Genomic DNA, 17,323 nt, shown 5'->3' on the forward strand with positions numbered 1-17,323 from the left:
TCCCCCAAGGACGCCCCCGACGATGACCTCCAAGAGCAGAACCCCCGCCATGCTCCTGCCCGCCGCCGCCCTGGCGGTCGGCACCGCCCTCGCCACGTGGCGGGTGCTCCACCGGCCCACCGAGGAGGTCCTCGCCGAGTTGGCCGACCGGGAGCGCGCCTCGGGCGACGGCCGCTATGACCCCACCTACCTGATCGGGCCGCTCCCCCTCTCCGATGGAGCGGTCACCGTGATCGGCGTGGGCGGCGCCGTGCTCGCGGCCGCCGCCCTCACCGTGCTCGCCGTCCTCGCGGCGACCCGGCGCATCGGCCCCCTCCACCTCGTCACGGCCCTGCTCCTGGTGCCCTTGGGTGCCGTCGTCGGCGGTTGGTGGATGATGGCCACCGCCGTCTACCCGGACCTCGGCCTCGACCCCGGCCGCCGGCTCATCTTCAACTCGATCCCCTGGGCGGTGGCGGGCCTGGTGCTCCTGCCCGCGCCGGTCGTCACCCTCGTCATCGCGGGGGTGATGGAGCGGAAACGGATGAGGGGTCAGGCGCAGGCGCACGCGCACTGGCAGTCGTGAGGCCTCAGCCCTCCGCGCTGCCGATCCTCGGGAACGGGTCGGTGGAGAAGACCACCTCCACCGGGACCTCGAAGTACCGCGCGATCCGCAGGGCCAGGTGCAGGCTGGGGCTGTACTCGCCCCGCTCCAGGTAGCCGACCGTCTGGTAGTGAACGCCGAGGGCCTCGGCCAGCGCGCGGCGGGAGATCCCCCGCTCGGCGCGCAGCACGGCGATGCGGTTGTAGATGGGCTCCGCCTGCGCCCCGGCCTTCGACCGGTTGGACACCGCACCACTAGACACGCTGCATCGCCTTCTGCCGCGCCTTCTCCACGTTCGCTCCGGAGACCCGGCGTGCCATCCGCCGCAGCAGCCACGGCGCCAGCACCATCCCGGCCACCGCCCAGGCGCCCAGCACGCCCGCGGTCTCCAGGTGCCGCCAGGACTCCCCGATCTCCGCGCTGAGCATACTGTCGGGCAGGAGCGCCGACCGCAGCCCCAGACCGATCCAGTAGACCGGGAACACCTGCGCGACCGTCTGGATCCAGCCGGGCAGCGCCGTGATCGGGAAGAACACGCCGGAGACCATGGTGATCCCGAAGACCGGCACCATGCCGACGGCGTTGACCAGGCGCGGGTTGTCGAACAGCGCCCCCAGGACCGCCCCGGCGGGGATGGAGGCCACCATGCCCAGCAGGAGCACCCACAGCAGCTGCGGCCACCCCGTGGCGAGCCCGGCGGCGAGCCCGTCGAACAGGAAGAGCCCGGGGACCACCAGGAGGAGCACGGTGGCCAGGACGAGGGCGGCCGCGTAGACGACCTTGCCGATCAGGTACACGGCCATGCCGTCGGGCAGCGCCTTGGCGCGCAGCAGGGTGCCGTCCTCGCGTTCGGTGGCGAGCATCATCGCGGTCGCCACCACCCCCACGAACACGACGGACAGCCCGAGCACGCCCGGCAGCGAGGCCGTCGCGGAGTCCACGCCGGTCCCGTCGACGGTGCCGCCGCGCATGAAGGACAGTCCGACGGTGAATCCCGCGACGAACATCACGGTGGCGAACATCTCCTGGAAGCTGCGGAGCGAGGCCAGCAGGGCCAGGCGCGCCTCGGCCAGTCCCCGCAGCAGGACGTGCGTCGTCCGGTTCATCGCGTGATCCCCTCCAGCCCTTCCAGACCCTCCAGCGCCCTCGCGGCGTCGGCCGTCCTGCCCGACTCGTGCCGGGCCACCATCTCCATGTAGGCGTCCTCCAGGCTCGCCCGCCGCACCTCCAGGTCCGTGACCGCGTCGCCGTGCTGCTCCAGCAGCTCCCGCACGAACGCGGTGCCGTCGGGTGCCGCGTGGACGAACCGCTGCCCGTCCTGGACCCAGCGCACCTCGCTGCCGCTGCCGACCCGGCGGGCCAGCTCGTCGGCGCTCCCCTCGGCGACGATGCGCCCGTCGGCCAGGATGAGGATGCGGTCGGCCAGCTTCTCCGCCTCGTCCAGGTCGTGGGTGGTGAGCAGGATCGTGGTGCCCTCCTCGTCGGTGAGCCGGTGCACCAGGTCGTGGAAGTCGCGCCGGGCCTGCGGATCGAACCCGGCCGTGGGCTCGTCCAGGAACAGCAGCTCGGGGCGGCCGACGATGCCCACGGCCACGTCCAGCCGCCGCCGCTGCCCGCCGGACAGCGAGGACACCTTCGCCCGCGCGTGGCCGGCCAGGCCGACCGTCTCCAGCAGGGCGTCCACGTCGCGGGGGCGGGGCCGGCCGGCGGTGGAGTAGGGCGCGTAGTGCGCGGCGAAGTGCGCCAGCAGCTCGCGCACCCGCCAGTTGCCGTGGTCGCGCCAGGACTGCAGGACGACTCCGAGCCGGGCCCGCCACGCCTCGCCGCCGACGGCCGGGTCGGCGCCGAGCACCGACACCTCGCCCGCCGAGCGCACGCGGAAGCCTTCGAGGATCTCGACGGTCGTGGTCTTGCCCGCGCCGTTGGGGCCGAGGAGGACGAGGACCTCGCCCGGGTCGGCGGTCAGGTCCACGCCCTTGAGCACGTCGTTGTCGCCGTAGCGCATTCGCAGGTCGCGGACGTCGATGGCGGGGCCCGAGTGCGGGGAGGCCGCCGTCGACGCCGAGGCGCCGTCGGTGAGAGCCATGGAAGCACTGCCTTTCGTTATATGACTGCTTCTATATGTAGCACATGTACTACATCCTCTCGCAAGACTGCTGTCCGAACGCGGACGGTGCCGCGGTTTCGTCCGACGGGCGGGGGCGGGGCGTACGATCCGCGCGGCGGGCGGTGCTCCGATGGCCGGATCGGCGGAGGTATGGGGGGCGATTACACCGCGTCCGGGCGTGGTGACAGAATCGCCCGACCGGTTCGCTCCCCGCACAGCGACGTGAAGGGACGCCCCTGTGTCCGACGGCTCCGCCCCCTCCTCCCCGACCCCGCAGGCGCCCGGACCGGTGGGCGGCGATCCGGCCGTGCGCGACTTCCGGCTCTTCCTGTCCTCCCACGTCAGCAACGAGCTCGGCGGCGCGGTCACCATGGTCGCGCTGCCGCTGACCGCGGTCGTCCTGATCGGCGCCACGCCGCTGCAGATGGGCCTGCTCGCCGCCGCCGAGCACGCCGCGTTCCTCCTGCTGGGCCTGCCCGCCGGGGCGTGGGTGGACCGGATGCGGCGCCGCACCGTGATGATGGCGGCCGACGCGGCGCGCCTGGTCCTGCTCGCCGCGGTGCCCGCCGCCCACCTGCTCGGCGTGCTGGACATGGCGGTGCTGGTCGTGGTCGCGCTGCTGCTGGGGTGCGCCCAGCTGTTCGGGGACGTCGCCGACCACTCCTATCTGCCCGGCCTGGTCGGTGAGGAGCGGCTGGTGCAGGGCAACGCCCGGCTGGAGGCGGTGCGCTCGGTGTCCGGCTTCGCCGGGCCGGGCATCGCCGGGACCGCGGTGCAGGTGTTCGGCACCGTCGGGGCCCTGGGTGCCAACGCGCTGACGGCGCTGACCTCGCTGCTGTTCCTGGGGGCGATCCGCACCCGCGAGCCGGCCCCCGCCCCCGCGCGCCGGGCGGGCCTGGCCGGGCAGATCCGCGAGGGCGTGGCCTTCCTGCTCGGCCACCGCCTGCTGCGGCTGATCGTGCTGGAGACCGCGCTGATCAACCTCTTCATGAGCGCGATCTTCGCCATCGAGGTCCTGTTCCTGACCCGCACCGTGGGCCTGCCCCCGGTCGCGGTCGGCTGGATGATGAGCGGGGCCACCCTGGGCGGGCTGGCCGGGGCGGCGGTGACCGGGCGCCTGGCCGCGGCCGTGGGCCAGGCCCGGCTGATCTGGCTGGCACCGCTGGTGACCACGCCGTTCGGGCTGCTGCTGCCGCTGGCCGCGCCGGACTGGCGGGCCGGCCTGTTCGTGCTGGCCTCGGCGGTGATGGCGGCCGGGACCGTCTGCTACAACATCTGCCAGATTGCCTACCGGCAGCGGGAGTGCCCGCCGGAGCTGCTCGGGCGGATGACCGCGACGATCCGCACCGTGGTGTGGGGAGTGATGCCGGTCAGCGGCCTGATGGGCGGGGCGGTGGCCGACGCGCTCGGGGTGCGCGAGGCGGTCGCGGTGTTCGCGGTGGCGATGGCGCTCAGCCCCCTGGTGCTGGTGTTCTCCCCGCTGCGCAGGATGCGCGGGTTCGACTCGCCGTCCCCGGAAGGGCACTGACAGCCGGCGGCAAGGCCCCGGCAAGCGGCGGGGGGCACCGTGGGGGCATCGGCCCACACGGAGGAGGGAACCCCATGGGAACCAGCACGCTGCACGACGTCCCCGCCCCGCCCGACGTGCCCCCGCCCGGCCCGGAGTTCGGCTGGGAGTCGGCCGGCCTCGACCTGGACGCCTACCTGGAGCGCATCGGCCACACCGGCCCCGTCCGCGCCGACCTGGCCACACTGCGGGCGCTGGTCCGCGCGCACACCGAGAGCCTCCCCTTCGAGAACCTCGACGTGCTGCTCCGCGGAGGCGTCTCCCTGGCCATCGGCGACCTGCAGGACAAGCTGGTGCGCCGCCGCCGCGGCGGGTACTGCCACGAGCTCAACGGCCTGCTCGCCACGGTGCTCGACCGCATCGGGTTCACGGTGACCGCGCTCAGCGCCCGGATGCTGTTCGGGGCCGACGCGACGCGGCTCCGGCCGGTCGGCCACACCCTGCTCCGGGTCGACGTCCCGGGCGAGGGCGCCTGGATCGTCGACACCGGGGTCGGCGGCTGGGGGCCGAACGCGCCCCTGCCGCTCCGGAACGGGGCGCAGGTGCGGGCGGGGGACTGGCTCTACCGCCTGGACCGCACGGCGCGCGGGTGGATGGTGCGGCTGCTGCGGCACGACGGGTGGTTCAACGTCCACCTGTTCACGCTGGAGCCGTTCTACCGCCCCGACATGGCCGACTTCGAATACATCGCCTCGCACCACCCGCGCTCGCCGTTCACCCGGATGCTCTCGGTGCAGCGCAACGGCGCCTCCGAGCGGGTCGTGCTGACCGACCGCCGCCTGGAGACGCACCGCCCGGACCGGGCCCCCGAGGCGCGGGACCTCGCCCCCGAGGAGCTTCCCGGCGTCCTGCGCGAGGTCTTCGGCCTGCACCTGCCGAGGGAGGACGAGGAGGCCCTGGTCCGCTTCGCCGCCCGGGCACCGGAGGGCCAGGAGCTCGAGTGAGCCGCTCCGGCCGGGCCCGATCCCGGACCGCCCGGGAATCGGGCGGCCGGAACCGGCCTCTGGGCCCAGGACCCCGCACCGGGCCCTTGAAGGGCTCCGGCCGCCTGCCGTTGGATGGGACGACGCGCAGGGCCGAAGGAAGGTGGTCGTGTCCGTTCACCCATGGGCGCTCCGCATCCTGGCCCGGGTCCAGGACAGGGACAGGGCCATCGGAACGGGGGTCCTCCTCCCCGGGGGCCGAGCCCTCACGTGCGCCCATGTGGTGGACAGGCTCCGGGAGGGGGAGACGGTCGCCGTGGACAGCCCGTCCTACATAAGGCAGGCCTGGTCCACCGCGGCCGCCGTCGAGCGCTCCCTCGGCGGTGACGGCATCGACGCCGCGCTGCTGCGCTTGGAATCCCCCGCGCCCGCACCGATGCGGGGCGCGCCGCTGCGCAGGCTCGGCCCGTCCGCCTCCTCCGAACGCCCCGTGCGCACCTGCGGGTACCCGAGGAACGGCGCCGTCTCGATCTGGAGCGACCACGTTCTCATGGGCCGCGGCGGCAGGCCCGGCCTCCTGCAGCTGGGCCGGAGGGCCGGGTCGGAGCCCATAGCCGTCGGCTGCAGTGGCAGCGGGGTCCTCGACAAGGCGACCGGAGCGGTCATAGGCCTGGTCACCAGCTCCTACGGCCGGGAGGACGCCGATCCCAGAACCTCCTTCATGCTCCCCGCCGACGCGGTGCTGGACGCCCTTCCCGAGCTCGGTTCCGCCGAGGCCGGCGTCCTGGCGGACGCCGCCGATGCGCAGTGGGACGACGAGGACCTGCTCCCGGTGAAGGAGCGGAACGAGGCGCTGCGCCTGCTCAGCGGGGTCCGCCCCGGGCGTATGGAGACGCTCGTGCGGTTGGCGGCCCCGGGCGGTGAGTACGCCGACCAGGCCCACGACGCGGCCGGGGCCCTGCTCCGCCTCTTGGACCACAACGCCGGTGCCAGCGGTGTCCCGCCCTACCTCATCTTCGCCGACCTCGTCCTGGCCGACGCGGAGGCCGGGGGCACCCGGTCCAGCGGTCCCGTGCCGGACGTCCGCGAGCTCCGGGCCTGGGTCGAGGCGCAGACGGCGCGCATCGAGCGGCACGGCGCCGAAGAGGCGCGGGTCGTCCTGGCCGACACGCGCACCGCCGTGTCCGCCGTCGGCGGCGACTGCCACGTCCTCGTGCGGATCGAGCGCTACGGGGACCGCGACGACGGCGAGCTGCGGCACGTGACCGCCTGGCGCAGCGGGCCGAGGCGATGGGACCCCGAGCGCGTCGTGAACGTGATCGTGCACGCCGACGAACTGGCGGCGCGGGCCGCCGGGGCCGTCGCCGAGGCCGAGGAGGGGTGGCTGGCACAGCAGGACGGCGACCTCCTCGTCGAGGTCGCACTGCCCGTGGAGTTCCTCGACCTGGAAGTGGAGTCCTGGCCTTACCCCGTGGCGGGCGGGGACGGCGGAGCCGCTCCGCACACGGCCGCGCTGGGGGACGAGCGCGACGTCGTCGTACGGGGCCTCACCGGGCCGCGTACCGGATGGAAGGCGTGGCAGGCGCGGTGGGCGCCCCTGAACGCCTCGGCCCGCCCGCGCGTGCACTGGGTTCCGGTGGACACCGGCCGGGAGGACGGATGGCGCAAGCGGATCCATTCCGCCTTGGGCGCGGACACCGGGTCCTCCCTCGCCGTCCTGGGGCCCGGGATCGCGACCGAGGCGGGCCGGGCCGCGCTCGGCAGCGCACTCGCCCTCGGTTACCCGTTCCTGGTGTGGGACCGCTGCGGCCCGCTCGACCGGTCCTTCCTCGACCACTTGGAGGAGGCGATGCCGACGCGGCCCGGAGTACCGGGTGCCCTGTCGGTGAGACAGGCCATTTCGCACTTGCGGCGGTCGGGCCGCAGCGCCGACGATGGTGGGGCGCCGCCGTGGAGACCCGTGCTCCTCCACGAGGACCTGCACCGCCCGGTTCCGTCGATCGCCGCCGACCCTCGTGATCACCGCTAGGGAGCCCCCGTTGGACGATGCGACCACATCCGGTGCCGCCCCCGAGGCCGGGCCCACGGGCCGGGGCTGGTGGATCTACCAGGGGACGGGGGTCCCCCGTCCGGAACCGCTCGCCGACGTGCTGCCGCCCCCTCCGCCGTGGCGGGACTTCTCCGGCGGCCCCTTGCAGGACCCTCCCCCCGCGGACGAGGAGGGGTACACGCGGCGCCTGGGCGCCCTCGGCGGGGCCCCGGTCCCCGTGGACCGCGCGGAGCCGGACGCCGTCAACGCCGCGCTCTACCTGAGACGCCCGCTCATCGTGACCGGTCCGCCGGGCGCGGGCAAGTCCACGCTGGCCTACCGGGTCGGCCGCGAGCTGGGCCTGGGCAGAGTGCTGCGGTGGCCGGTGTCGAGCGGGAGCTCGCTGCGCCAGGCGCTCTACACCTACGACCCGATCGGCCGCGTCCACGACATCGCCGCCGAAGCCGAGCCGCCCCCCGGCATCGGCGACTACCTGCGGCTGGGGCCGCTCGGCACGGCGCTGCTGCCGCAGGCGCTGCCCCGCGTACTGCTCGTCGACGAGATCGACAAGGGCGACCTGGACCTGGCCAACGACCTGCTGGACGTGATCGAGGAGGGCGAGTTCGCCGTCCCCGAGCTGGCCCGCACCGCCGACGGCGAGCAGGAGGCGCGGGTGCGCACCGACGACCCCGGCCGGTGGGCCCTGGTCCGCGGGGGGCGGGTCCGGTGCCGGGAGTTCCCGCTGGTCGTGATGACCAGCAACGGCGAGCGCGAGTTCCCGGACGCGTTCAAGCGCCGCTGCCTGCACGTGGACATGGGCCCACCGGACGCCGGGCGCCTGGAGGCGATGGTGGGGGCCCACTTCCGCCGCCGCTTCGAGGGGGAGTGGACGCAGGAGCGGGCCGACCGGGCCAGAGACCTGGTCCAGCGCTTCCTGGGCCGCAGTGGGGAGGCGGGGCCGCTCACCGCCGACCAGCTCCTCAACGCCGTGCACATCACGATGAGCGCCCCGGAGGCCGCCGCTGTCGGGGACGAGGTCCTCGACTTCCTGTGGCGCGGCGTGGACGGCGCGCGGGACGAGGGGCGGTGGACATGACACCGGCCGACGGGCCGGCCTCCGTCGGGACCGCCGCCGAGTGGGCCGACGCGGTGTGGCTCGCCGCGCGGATCGACGAGGCCGAGCGGATCCGGGCCCCCGACGATGAGGGTCCGGACGATGAGGCCCTGGACGATGCGGCGCCTCCGCGGGGGAGCGGCGCTCCGGCGGGACCCGCCCGCGACGCACCGCTTCCGGAGGTTCCGGAGTCCCCGGGGGGCCAGGAGCGGACGGAGGCGGAGGACGGCCCGGACCTCGTCTCCGTGCACGTCGGTCCCGGTGCCGCCGCGGACGGCGCGGTGCCGGTGCAGGCGGTGGCGACCGCGCCGCCGGAGGACCGCCTCGACCAGGCCGCCGTCGAGCGCGCCCTGCGGCCGCTCGCGGCCCTTGAGGACGCCCCCGAGGCCGTCTTGGACGAGGAGGCCACCGCGCGCACGGCGGCCGCGACACGGCGCTGGCTCCCCCGCACCCGCCCGGCACGGACCCGCCGGTTCCGGCTGCTGTCCCTGCGCGAGGACTCCCTGACGATGCGGTTCCACGCGTCCGTGCTCGACGAGTTCGACCGGATCCTGGACGGGCGCGGCATCTTCGCCGACGTGCGCCGGTTCCGCTGCCGCCCCCGCGAGGACGTCCCGGAGGAGGCCCCGGCGGAGTGGTCCACCGCCGAGCGCGCGATCGCCGCCGCAGACCCCGGGGCGGTCCTGCTCGTCGCCACCGACGGCCTGTCCTCCGAGTGGCGTTCCGGCCGGTTCCAGCGGCGCCTGGCCCGGTGGTCCGCACGCCACCTGGTGGCCCTGGTGAACGTGCACCCGCGCCGCCAGTGGGAGCGGACCTGGCTCGACACGCGCCGCGCGCGGCTGGACCGCCCCGCCGACGACGGGCGCGGCGGGGCCGTGCCCACCGCCCGCCTGACCGCACGGCTGACCGATCCCGGTGAGCGGAGCCCGTTCCTCGCCCCTCCGGCCCACGGCTCCTTCCCGGTGCCGGTGCTCGCCTTCCCCGACGCTCTGGCGGACTTCGCCCGGTTCGCCGCAGGGCAGCCGGTCCCCGGCGGGTTCCATACGCGCGTGCTCCCCGTCCGGTCGGACGGGAAGCACACCGACGACGGTCCCGGTGCCGTGGAGGGGCCGGAGGAGTCGGCCGAGCAGGCGGTGGGGCGATTCCGTGCCGAAGCCTCGGATACCGCGTTCCGCCTGCTGCGCGCACTCGCCGCCGTTCCGATCAGCCTTCCCGTGATTCAGGCCGTCCGGCAGGCGGTGGTCCCGGAGGCGGGCAGGCCGCACATCGCCGAGGTCATGGGCGGCGGGTTGATCCGCCGCGCGAGCGCACGGCGCGGCGCGAGTCCGTCCCTGGTGATCGAGTCGAAGGCCCGGGAGCTCCTCCTCTCCCTCGGCCGCCGGTCCGAGACGCTGAAGGCGCTTGCGGCGTGGGCGCGGTCGGTCCGTGATGAGATGCCCTGGGTGGTGGCGTTCGAGGCCGCTCTCGCGGCGCCGTCCACGGGCTTCACCGCGTCCATCCCGGACTCCTCGATTCCGCAGGCGCGGATAGTGGCCGATTCGCTACGCTCGGTGTCGGGGATCCATCTGCGCCTAGCAACCCGCCTGACCTGCGCCATCGTCCCTCCCGAACGGACCAGTGCCGCCGCATCGAGAGAGAGCCCGCCGACGATGACGTCCGCCGACTCCGAGCCCACCGCCCCCGCACTCCTGGCCGACGCCGACGAGCCGCGGAACACCGAGGACGTATCCGCGGAGGTGCCCGCCGCCAGGACGGCGGTCGGTGATGAGGGGACGGGTCCCGGGACAGGCCCCTCCACCCCCCGATACACCACTGGAGATCCGTTGGCCGCAGCACGCTCTGTACCCCCCGTGGCGGCGATCCGGCACGACCCGTCCGACCCGCCGCCGGTCTGGTCGCCGTCGATCCCGCAGAAGAACCGCAGCTTCGTCGGGCGGACGGAGGAGCTGGAGGAGCTGCACACCCGCCTGGTCGAGGGGACGACCAGCATCCTCCCCGAAGCGGTATGGGGGATGGGCGGCGTGGGCAAGACGCAGCTCGCCGTCGAGTACCTCTACCGCCACCAGAGCGACTACGACCTGGTGTGGTGGGTGCCGGCGTCGAGCACGGGCGAGATGATGCGCTCGCTGAGCGACCTCGCCAGAACCCTGGAGCTCCCCGTCGGCGCCTCCCCCGACCAGGCGGTCCCCGCGGTGCTGGAGGCCCTCAGGCGCGGCACGCCCTACCGCAAGTGGCTCATGGTGTACGACAACGCCGACAGTCCCCAGATGGTCAACGAGTACCTGCCGGCGGGCGGACCGGGGCGCGTCCTCATCACCTCCCGCAACCGGGACTGGGAGCGCACCACGAGGGCCATGGAGGTCGACGTCTTCGAGCGGGAGGAGAGCCGGGAGCTCATCCGGCTCCGCCGACCGGACATCTCCGACGCGGACGCCGACCGTGTCGCCGAGGTCCTGGGCCACCTGCCCTTGGCGGTGGAACAGGCCGCGGTGTGGCTGCTGCAGACCGACATGAACGCCGACGACTACCTGGAGGCCTTCGAGGCCGAGAGCGAAGCGCTGCTCAACATTCCGGACCTGACCGAGTACGGCCCGGTCACCGCGGCGTGGAACCTGTCGCTCAGCCATTTGGAGCAGAAGAACCCGGCCGCGCTGAGGCTGCTGCAGATCTGCGCCTTCCTGGCGCCGGTGCCCATCCCGAAGCGCTACTTCAAGGCGGCGCGCGGGGCCGAACTGCCTCCGGAGCTGCGGTCCATCCTCAACAGTCCGGTGGCATTGAGCAGTGCCATGCGCGACATCGGCCAGCTCTCGCTCGCACGGTTGGACCACCGGGAGGGCAGCCTCACGATGCACCGGCTGGTCCAGCAGAGCCTCCGCTACCGGATGAGCCCCGAGGAGAGGGAGGAGGCCAGGCACCAAGCCCACCTGATGCTCGCGTCGGTCGACCCGGAGGCCCCGGACACTTCTGCCGAGTGGCCGGTCTACGCGGAGATGCTCCCCCATGCCCGCACGGCCGAGGTGCACGACTGCGCCGAGCCGTGGGTGCGCACACTGGCGGTGAACATCGCCGAGTTCCTGGCCGTCTGGGGCGACATCCAGGGATCGCTCAATGTGGCGCAGCGGGCGCTGGAGCACTGGCGGCCGCATGTACCCGAGACCGATCCGCAGGTCCTCGGGGTGGCCCAGGTCCAGATCGGGAACCTGCGCAGGTTCGGGCGTTTCACCGAAGCCCAGGAGTTCAACGGGCGCCTGCGCGCCCTCCTTCTGGAGGAGCGCGGTCCCCTGCACGAGGACACGCTCACGTTCGGCGGGCTGTTCAGCTTCGGCAAACGCATCGAAGGGGACTTCTACGGCGCGCAGGAGCTCTCACGCGAGGTGTGGGAAGGGGCACGGAGGACACTCGGCCCAGAGGACCCCACGACACTGTTCCTCGCCCAGCAGTACGGGGTCTCCCTGCGGCACGCGGACCGGGTCGAGGAGGCGCTGGAGATCGACCGGGCCACGTACGCGTCCTACCAGTCGATCCTCGGCAACGACAGCCCCAGCACGCTGAACTGCGGGGTGGCCGTCGGAATCGACTTGTTCACCTCGGGGCGCTACCGCGAAGGCGAGGGTTGGCTCCGGCGGCAGGTCGACTTCGCGGACCGCATGTTCGGCCCCGGGGCGGTCATCTCCCAGGGGCCGCGAGGTCCCCACAGCGTGGCCCTCTACCGGGCGGGCCGGCCCGAGGAAGCGGTGGAGCAGGCGCGCGGGGTGTACGAGTACTTCTCCACGCGGGAAGGGCGCGTGCACCTTCCCTCCCTCCGCCGGGCCACGATCACGTACATGCTCGCCCTGTACGAGGCGGGCCGTTTCGATGAGGCCTCGGCGGTCGGGGAGGGCCTCCTGGAGGACCACGTGGCGCTGTACGGGGAGCACCACCCCGACACCCTCGCCCTCATGAGCAACTGGGCCACCGTGTGCCGTGGAGCGGGACGCCTCGCCGAGGCGCGGCGCCTGGGCGAGGAGGCCCATACCGGACTGCGCGGGATCCTCGGGGACGGGCACTCCTACGTCCCCGTCGCCGCGCTCGGTCTGGCCAACACGATGGCGGAGCAGGGAGACGTCGACGCCGCGGTCGACCTCGACCGGGACAACCTGGAGAGGGCCCACCGGGCGCTCGGAGCGGACCACCCCGTCACCCTGGCGGCCGAGCGCAATCTCCTGTGCGGAGAGGCCGTACTGGCCGGGGAGGAGGCGGCCGTGCGCCTCGAAGGGCTCCGCGCCCGCTATACCGAGATGCACGGTGAGACCCATCCCGTGACACTCGGCCTGGCGCGGGGCGTGCGGGAGGACAAGGACATCTTCACGCCCGCACTGTGATCACTCGCCTATCCGTAAGAGGGCGAGGAGGTGCGTCCAGCCTTCCCAGGGGACAGTGAGCACGATAAGGTCCGGGTGAATGGAGTCGCGCACGTTCACCCGTTCATTGCGGCCGAAGCGGATTTCGACGCATTGTCCTCCCCCGTCACCGCCTCCGGAATAGGATGAGATGCGCCATTCCCCTCTCTCTTTCCCCGGGTGCCCGGCACAGGCAAAGGGGCGGCATTCCGCGTCCGGGCGTCTTCCGCGCGTGTTCTCCTGAGAGGGCATGGAGCGGGGGATCCCTTCACCGGTGGGCCGTCGTCCGGTCGGGGAGGGCGGTCGGGTTCGGGCTCGGTGTCGCGGTCCGGTGGTGTCCGGCGGTGTCGCGCAGCGGTGCGCATACGTTCTTCCGCGGCATTCATACCCGTCGTCTGAGGGGATATCCCCCAATTGTCCGAGGCTTGCACCGAGTGGGCGCGGAGGTCCTTTCCGGCCTCCTGGTGGGACGTGGGCCCGGTGAATGGTCCCGTGTGGTGTGAACAGGGCAGGGAAATGCCCCGCCGTGCCCGTAGGGGCGGCGGGGCTTCGAACCACCGCCGGGTCCGGGATCCTTGTGGCCGGACCCGGCCCGGTCGCGGGCCGCTCAGGCCTTCAGCTGGTCCCCCCACTCGACGGCCTCGCCCATCACCTCGGTCGTGGTGGCGCCGTCCAGGGACTCGCGGATGATGTCGGCGTGGCCGCAGTGCTGCGCGGTCTCGCGGATCAGGTGCAGCAGGATGCGCCGCGCCGACCACGACGCGTCCTTCGGGAACCACGGGGCCTCGGGGAGCTTGGCGGGGTGGTCGAGGGAGGGCAGCGCGGCCACGGCCTTCTCCGTCTCCGCCTCCACCCCGGCGTAGAAGGCCAGGGTGCCCTCCAGGGTCTCGTCGCCGACCAGGCGGAAGTCGTCGCCCCAGGAGGCCTCGCGGTCGGGGTCGTTCTCCGTCCGGCCGTTCATGATGGCGATCCACCCCCGCTCGGTCCGGGCGACGTGCTTGACCAGCCCGGCGAGGGTCAGTCCGCTGTCGGTCGTGCGGCGGGTGGCCCGCTCGTCGTCCAGGCCCCGGACGGTCAGCCGGAGGAACCGCCGCTGCTCGCGCAGGATCTCCAGGATCTCGTCCGCCTCGGTCTTCACGGCGGTCGCGGGGGAGGTGTGCTGCGTCATGGGGTCCGCCTTCCACAGGGTTGCGTCCGGGTGCGTCGCCCGGGGGCCGTTCGGGCGGCCCCCGCGGTGACGTCTCCGACGCTACGGGCCATTGCGGTCGGTATCGGTCCGCGATTGCGCGCCCCGCACCATGACCGGCACGCGGTACGGGTTTGACCGCCCGATGGCGTCCCCCTGCCTAGATTCGCTGAATGGGTCCCGAACGCATGGGGGTGCGCACGGCGTGATGGCATCGGCTGCGGGGTCGGTCGTCCACCTGGTCCGGCTGTCGGCGGTCGCCGGACTGCTCATCGCGGCGATGGTGCTGGTGACGGTCGGCGGCGGGGCGGTGGTGGCGCGGGACGCGGCCCGGTCCGCGCTGCGGATGCCCGAGGCGTTCGACCCCTCCGCGATGGTCCAGCAGTCGGTGCTGCTCGACGCCGAGGGCCGGGAGTTCGCCACGGTCCACGACCGCCGCCGCGAGGCGGTCCGGCTGGACGACGTCGCCCCGGTGATGCGGGCCGCCGTGCTCGCGGTGGAGGACCGCCGCTTCTACGGGCACTCCGGGCTCGACCTCCGCGCGGTGTTCCGCGCCGCGCTGGCCACCCTGGAGGGGAGCACCCAGGGCGGCTCCACCATCACCCAGCAGTACGTCAAGAACGTGCTCGTGGAGGCGGCCGACACCCCCGAGCAGGCCTCCCGCGCCACCGAGACGACGCTGGCGCGCAAGATCCGGGAGCTGCGGTACGCCCTGGGCGTCGAGGCGGCCCTGCCCAAGGACCGCATCCTGGAGGGCTACCTCAACATCTCCTACTTCGGCAACGGCGCCTACGGGGTGCAGGCCGCCGCGCAGCGCTACTTCGGCGTCGACGCCGCCGACCTGTCGGCGGCGCAGGCGGCCACCCTCGCCGGGCTGGTCAAGGGGCCGTCGGTGTACGACCCGGTGGAGCACCCCGAGGAGGCCCTGGACCGGCGGGCCGTCGTGCTGTCCGGAATGGCCGAGGTCGGCGTGCTGACCGAGGAGGAGGCGCGCCGCGCCGCCGACTCCCCCCTCGGGCTGGACATGACGCCCCTCGGCGGCGGGTGCTACGAGAGCGACCACCCCTACTTCTGCACCTACGTGCTCTCCTGGATCGAGAACGACCCCCGGTTCGGGTCCGACGCCGAGGAGCGCGCCCGCTGGGTCCGGCGCGCCGGGCTGAGGATCCGCACCACCCTCGACCCCGGTGCCCAGCGGGCCGCCCAGCGCGCGGTCGACCGCCACGTCCCCCGCGGCGCCGACGACGGGAAGGTCGCCGTGCAGGCCATGGTCGAACCCGGCACGGGCGACGTGGTGGCCATGGCGCAGAACCGCGAATACGGCTTCGACGGGCAGGACCCGGAGCAGACCTCCATCAACTTCGCCGTGGACGCCGGGCACGGCGGGGGGACCGGATTCCAGGCGGGATCGGTGTTCAAAGCCTACACCGTGGCCGCAGCGCTGGAGGAGCGCATGGGCGTGGGCACCTCCTTCGAGGCGCCCGACACACTGACCGTGAAGGGGCAGCGCACCTGTTCGGGCGAGCGGCTCGGCCCCTGGAAGGTGCGCAACGCGGGGGACAGCGACGCGGGGCGGCAGAGCATGGTGGAGGGGACCAAGCACTCCTCCAACACCTACTTCGCCCAGCTGCAGGAGCGGGTCGGGCTGTGCGACACCGTCCGCATGGCCGAGCGCCTGGGCGCCAAGCGCGCGGACGGCGCGCCGTTCGGCCAGTGGAACTCCTTCACCTTGGGGGACCAGGAGGTCGCCCCGCTGGACGTCGCGGCGTCCTACGCCACACTGGCCGCGCGCGGGATCCGCTGCGAGCCCCGCCCGGTCGCGGCGATCACGCCTCCCGGCGGGGAGCAGCGCGCGGTCGAGCCGGTGTGCGAGCGCGCGCTGGAGCGGTCGACCGCCGACGCCGTCAACGACGTGCTCCGCGCCCCGCTCACCAGCGGCGGCACCGCGCAGGGGCTCGGCCCCGGCCGGCCGGCGGCGGGCAAGACCGGGACGACGGACGGGTCGGCCGCCGCCTGGTTCGCGGGGCACACGCCCGACCTGGCCTCGGCCGTCGCGGTGGGCGACCCGCGCGGCGGCACCCGGTACCCGCTGCGGGGGGTGTCCATCGGGGGCAGGTACCACGCGGTGGTCTACGGGGCCACGCTGCCGGGCCCGATCTGGCGGGACGGACTGCGCGGCGCCCTGAAGGGGACGGAGGAGCGGGACTTCCCCGAGCCGCGGCCGTCGGCGCTGCGGCCGGGGTTCGCGGCGGGCGCGCCGTCCCGGCCGGACTCGGCCGTGCCCGACGTGCGGGGCCGAAGCTTCCCGGAGGCGGAGAAGGCCTTGGAGGAGGCCGGCTACCGGGTCCGCGAGGGAGGGGTGCGCGTGCCCTCGGGCCACCGGGAGGGGGCCGTCGCCTCGACCAACCCGTCGGCGGGGACACCGCTCCCGGAGGGCGCGGTGGTGAACGTCTTCCGTGCCCGGGGGTGAGGCGGGCCGGTCGAATTCCGTTGATCCCGGGAGAAACGACGCCATTAAAGCGGTGATCCCTGGGAAATGCCCGGGGTTCCGCGTATTCACGAATGCGCGTTCGATGGCGTGGTAGCGTGATCTCCCCCGGTTCGGATGGTAATGGAATCCGCCCGGAAGTGGTGTCCGGCCCCAAGGAGGGGTCGCATGGCCGTTGTTCCCCTGCAGTACCGATTCGATGGCCCCCCTGAGGGCCCCGTCGTCCTGCTCGTTCCGCCCATCGGTGCCAAATGGTCCGTGTGGGAGCCGCAGATGCCCGAGCTCACCCGGTGCCTGCGCGTGCTGCGCGTCAACCACCGGGGCCACGGCGCCAGCCCCGCTCCGCCCGGCGGCGCCGCCGTCGACGACCTGGGGGCGGACGCGGCCGCCCTGCTGGACCGGCTGGACCTGGACCGGGTGCGGGTGGTCGGCGCGGGAATGGGCGGTGCCGCCGTGGCCACCTGGCTCGCGGTCCACCGCGCCAAGCGGGTCCACCGGCTCGCCTACGTGGCCGGGGCGGCCCGGCTGCCGCACGCCGAGCACTGGCGGAGCCTGGCGGCGCGGGCGCGCGCCGAGGGCATGGCGGCGGTGCGCACCGCGGCGGCGCTGTCCTGGTTCACCCCCGGGTTCGCCGAGGAGCGCCCGGACGTGGTGGGCCGCATGGGCGAGGAGCTGGCCGGGGTGGACCCGGCCGGGTTCGCCGCCTGCTGGGAGGCGGCCGCCGAGGCCGACCAGTTCCCCGACATCTCCCGCATCCGCGCGCCCGCCCTGGTGGTGTCGGGCGCGCACGACGCGATGCTGCCGCCGGGGCACGGCCGCCGCCTGGCCGCCGGCATCCCCGGGGCCCGCTTCGAACAGGTGCGCGGCGCCGCGCACCTGGCCGGGGTCGAGCGCCCCGACCGGGTGAACGAGCTGCTCCTGGCCCACGTGGCGCAGTGAGGGGCGGT

At 74.0% G+C, this 17,323-nt stretch carries 13 protein-coding genes; 8 read left to right on the forward strand and 5 right to left on the reverse strand.

Translation table 11 applies throughout. The features are described 5' to 3' along the window. The first annotated feature begins 22 nt into the window (after window positions 1-22). Window positions 23-565, forward strand: a complete 543-nt coding sequence (locus tag O4J56_RS03165) for a hypothetical protein (protein WP_270683532.1) — start codon at window positions 23-25, stop codon at window positions 563-565. Window positions 566-569: 4 nt separating this feature from the next. Here the strand turns inward: O4J56_RS03165 and O4J56_RS03170 are convergent, their stop codons facing one another. Genes O4J56_RS03170 through O4J56_RS03180 form a run of 3 tightly spaced genes read right to left on the reverse strand, consistent with a single transcriptional unit; the run spans window position 570 to window position 2,669 of the window. After that, window positions 570-830, reverse strand: coding sequence for a helix-turn-helix transcriptional regulator (locus tag O4J56_RS03170; protein WP_270683533.1), 261 nt, complete (start codon window positions 828-830; stop codon window positions 570-572). 7 nt (window positions 831-837) lie between these two features. Continuing rightward, entirely contained in the window at window positions 838-1,689 is an 852-nt protein-coding gene (locus tag O4J56_RS03175) for an ABC transporter permease (RefSeq protein WP_270683534.1), read from the reverse strand. Then, window positions 1,686-2,669, reverse strand: coding sequence for an ABC transporter ATP-binding protein (locus tag O4J56_RS03180; RefSeq protein ID WP_270683535.1), 984 nt, complete (start codon window positions 2,667-2,669; stop codon window positions 1,686-1,688). Before O4J56_RS03180 ends, O4J56_RS03175 begins: the two co-directional genes overlap by 4 nt. A 259-nt stretch (window positions 2,670-2,928) precedes the next feature. On the opposite strand from O4J56_RS03180, the gene O4J56_RS03185 reads away from it, so the two are divergent. From O4J56_RS03185 to fxsT, 5 genes are all read left to right on the forward strand, one after another. Further along, window positions 2,929-4,218 (forward strand): MFS transporter, encoded by a 1,290-nt coding sequence (locus O4J56_RS03185; protein ID WP_270683536.1) that lies wholly within the window; start codon window positions 2,929-2,931, stop codon window positions 4,216-4,218. 74 nt (window positions 4,219-4,292) lie between these two features. Then, window positions 4,293-5,201, forward strand: a complete 909-nt coding sequence (locus O4J56_RS03190) for an arylamine N-acetyltransferase family protein (RefSeq protein ID WP_270683537.1) — start codon at window positions 4,293-4,295, stop codon at window positions 5,199-5,201. A gap of 148 nt (window positions 5,202-5,349) precedes the next feature. After that, window positions 5,350-7,209: a VMAP-C domain-containing protein gene (locus O4J56_RS03195; RefSeq protein WP_270683538.1), complete on the forward strand. Its 1,860-nt coding sequence runs from the start codon at window positions 5,350-5,352 to the stop codon at window positions 7,207-7,209. A gap of 10 nt (window positions 7,210-7,219) precedes the next feature. Continuing rightward, the gene (locus tag O4J56_RS03200; RefSeq protein ID WP_270683539.1) at window positions 7,220-8,305 is read left to right on the forward strand and encodes an AAA family ATPase; all 1,086 of its coding nucleotides are present in this window, start codon (window positions 7,220-7,222) and stop codon (window positions 8,303-8,305) included. Further along, a complete protein-coding gene (fxsT, locus tag O4J56_RS03205; RefSeq protein ID WP_270683540.1) occupies window positions 8,302-12,684 on the forward strand; it encodes an FxSxx-COOH system tetratricopeptide repeat protein in 4,383 nt (1,460 codons plus the stop codon). Before O4J56_RS03200 ends, fxsT begins: the two co-directional genes overlap by 4 nt. Here fxsT and O4J56_RS32075 read toward each other — a convergent pair whose 3' ends face one another. Together O4J56_RS32075 and O4J56_RS03210 are read right to left on the reverse strand one after the other, a co-directional pair. Further along, window positions 12,685-12,954 carry a DUF397 domain-containing protein gene (locus O4J56_RS32075; protein WP_408639074.1) on the reverse strand — a complete coding sequence of 90 codons (270 nt, stop codon included), beginning with the start codon at window positions 12,952-12,954 and terminating at the stop codon, window positions 12,685-12,687. It lies immediately after the preceding gene. Window positions 12,955-13,309: 355 nt separating this feature from the next. Next, window positions 13,310-13,870, reverse strand: a complete 561-nt coding sequence (locus O4J56_RS03210) for a DinB family protein (protein ID WP_270683541.1) — start codon at window positions 13,868-13,870, stop codon at window positions 13,310-13,312. Window positions 13,871-14,096: 226 nt separating this feature from the next. Here O4J56_RS03210 and O4J56_RS03215 point away from each other — a divergent pair, with 226 nt between their 5' ends. Then, on the forward strand, window positions 14,097-16,358 hold the full coding sequence (locus O4J56_RS03215; protein WP_408639075.1) for a penicillin-binding protein: 2,262 nt from the start codon (window positions 14,097-14,099) through the stop codon (window positions 16,356-16,358). Window positions 16,359-16,544: 186 nt separating this feature from the next. Next, on the forward strand, window positions 16,545-17,315 hold the full coding sequence (locus tag O4J56_RS03220; protein WP_270683542.1) for an alpha/beta fold hydrolase: 771 nt from the start codon (window positions 16,545-16,547) through the stop codon (window positions 17,313-17,315). The last annotated feature ends 8 nt before the right edge of the window (window positions 17,316-17,323 follow it).

Source organism: Nocardiopsis endophytica (assembly GCF_027706725.1).
Taxonomy (GTDB): Bacteria; Actinomycetota; Actinomycetes; order Streptosporangiales; family Streptosporangiaceae; genus Nocardiopsis_A; species Nocardiopsis_A endophytica.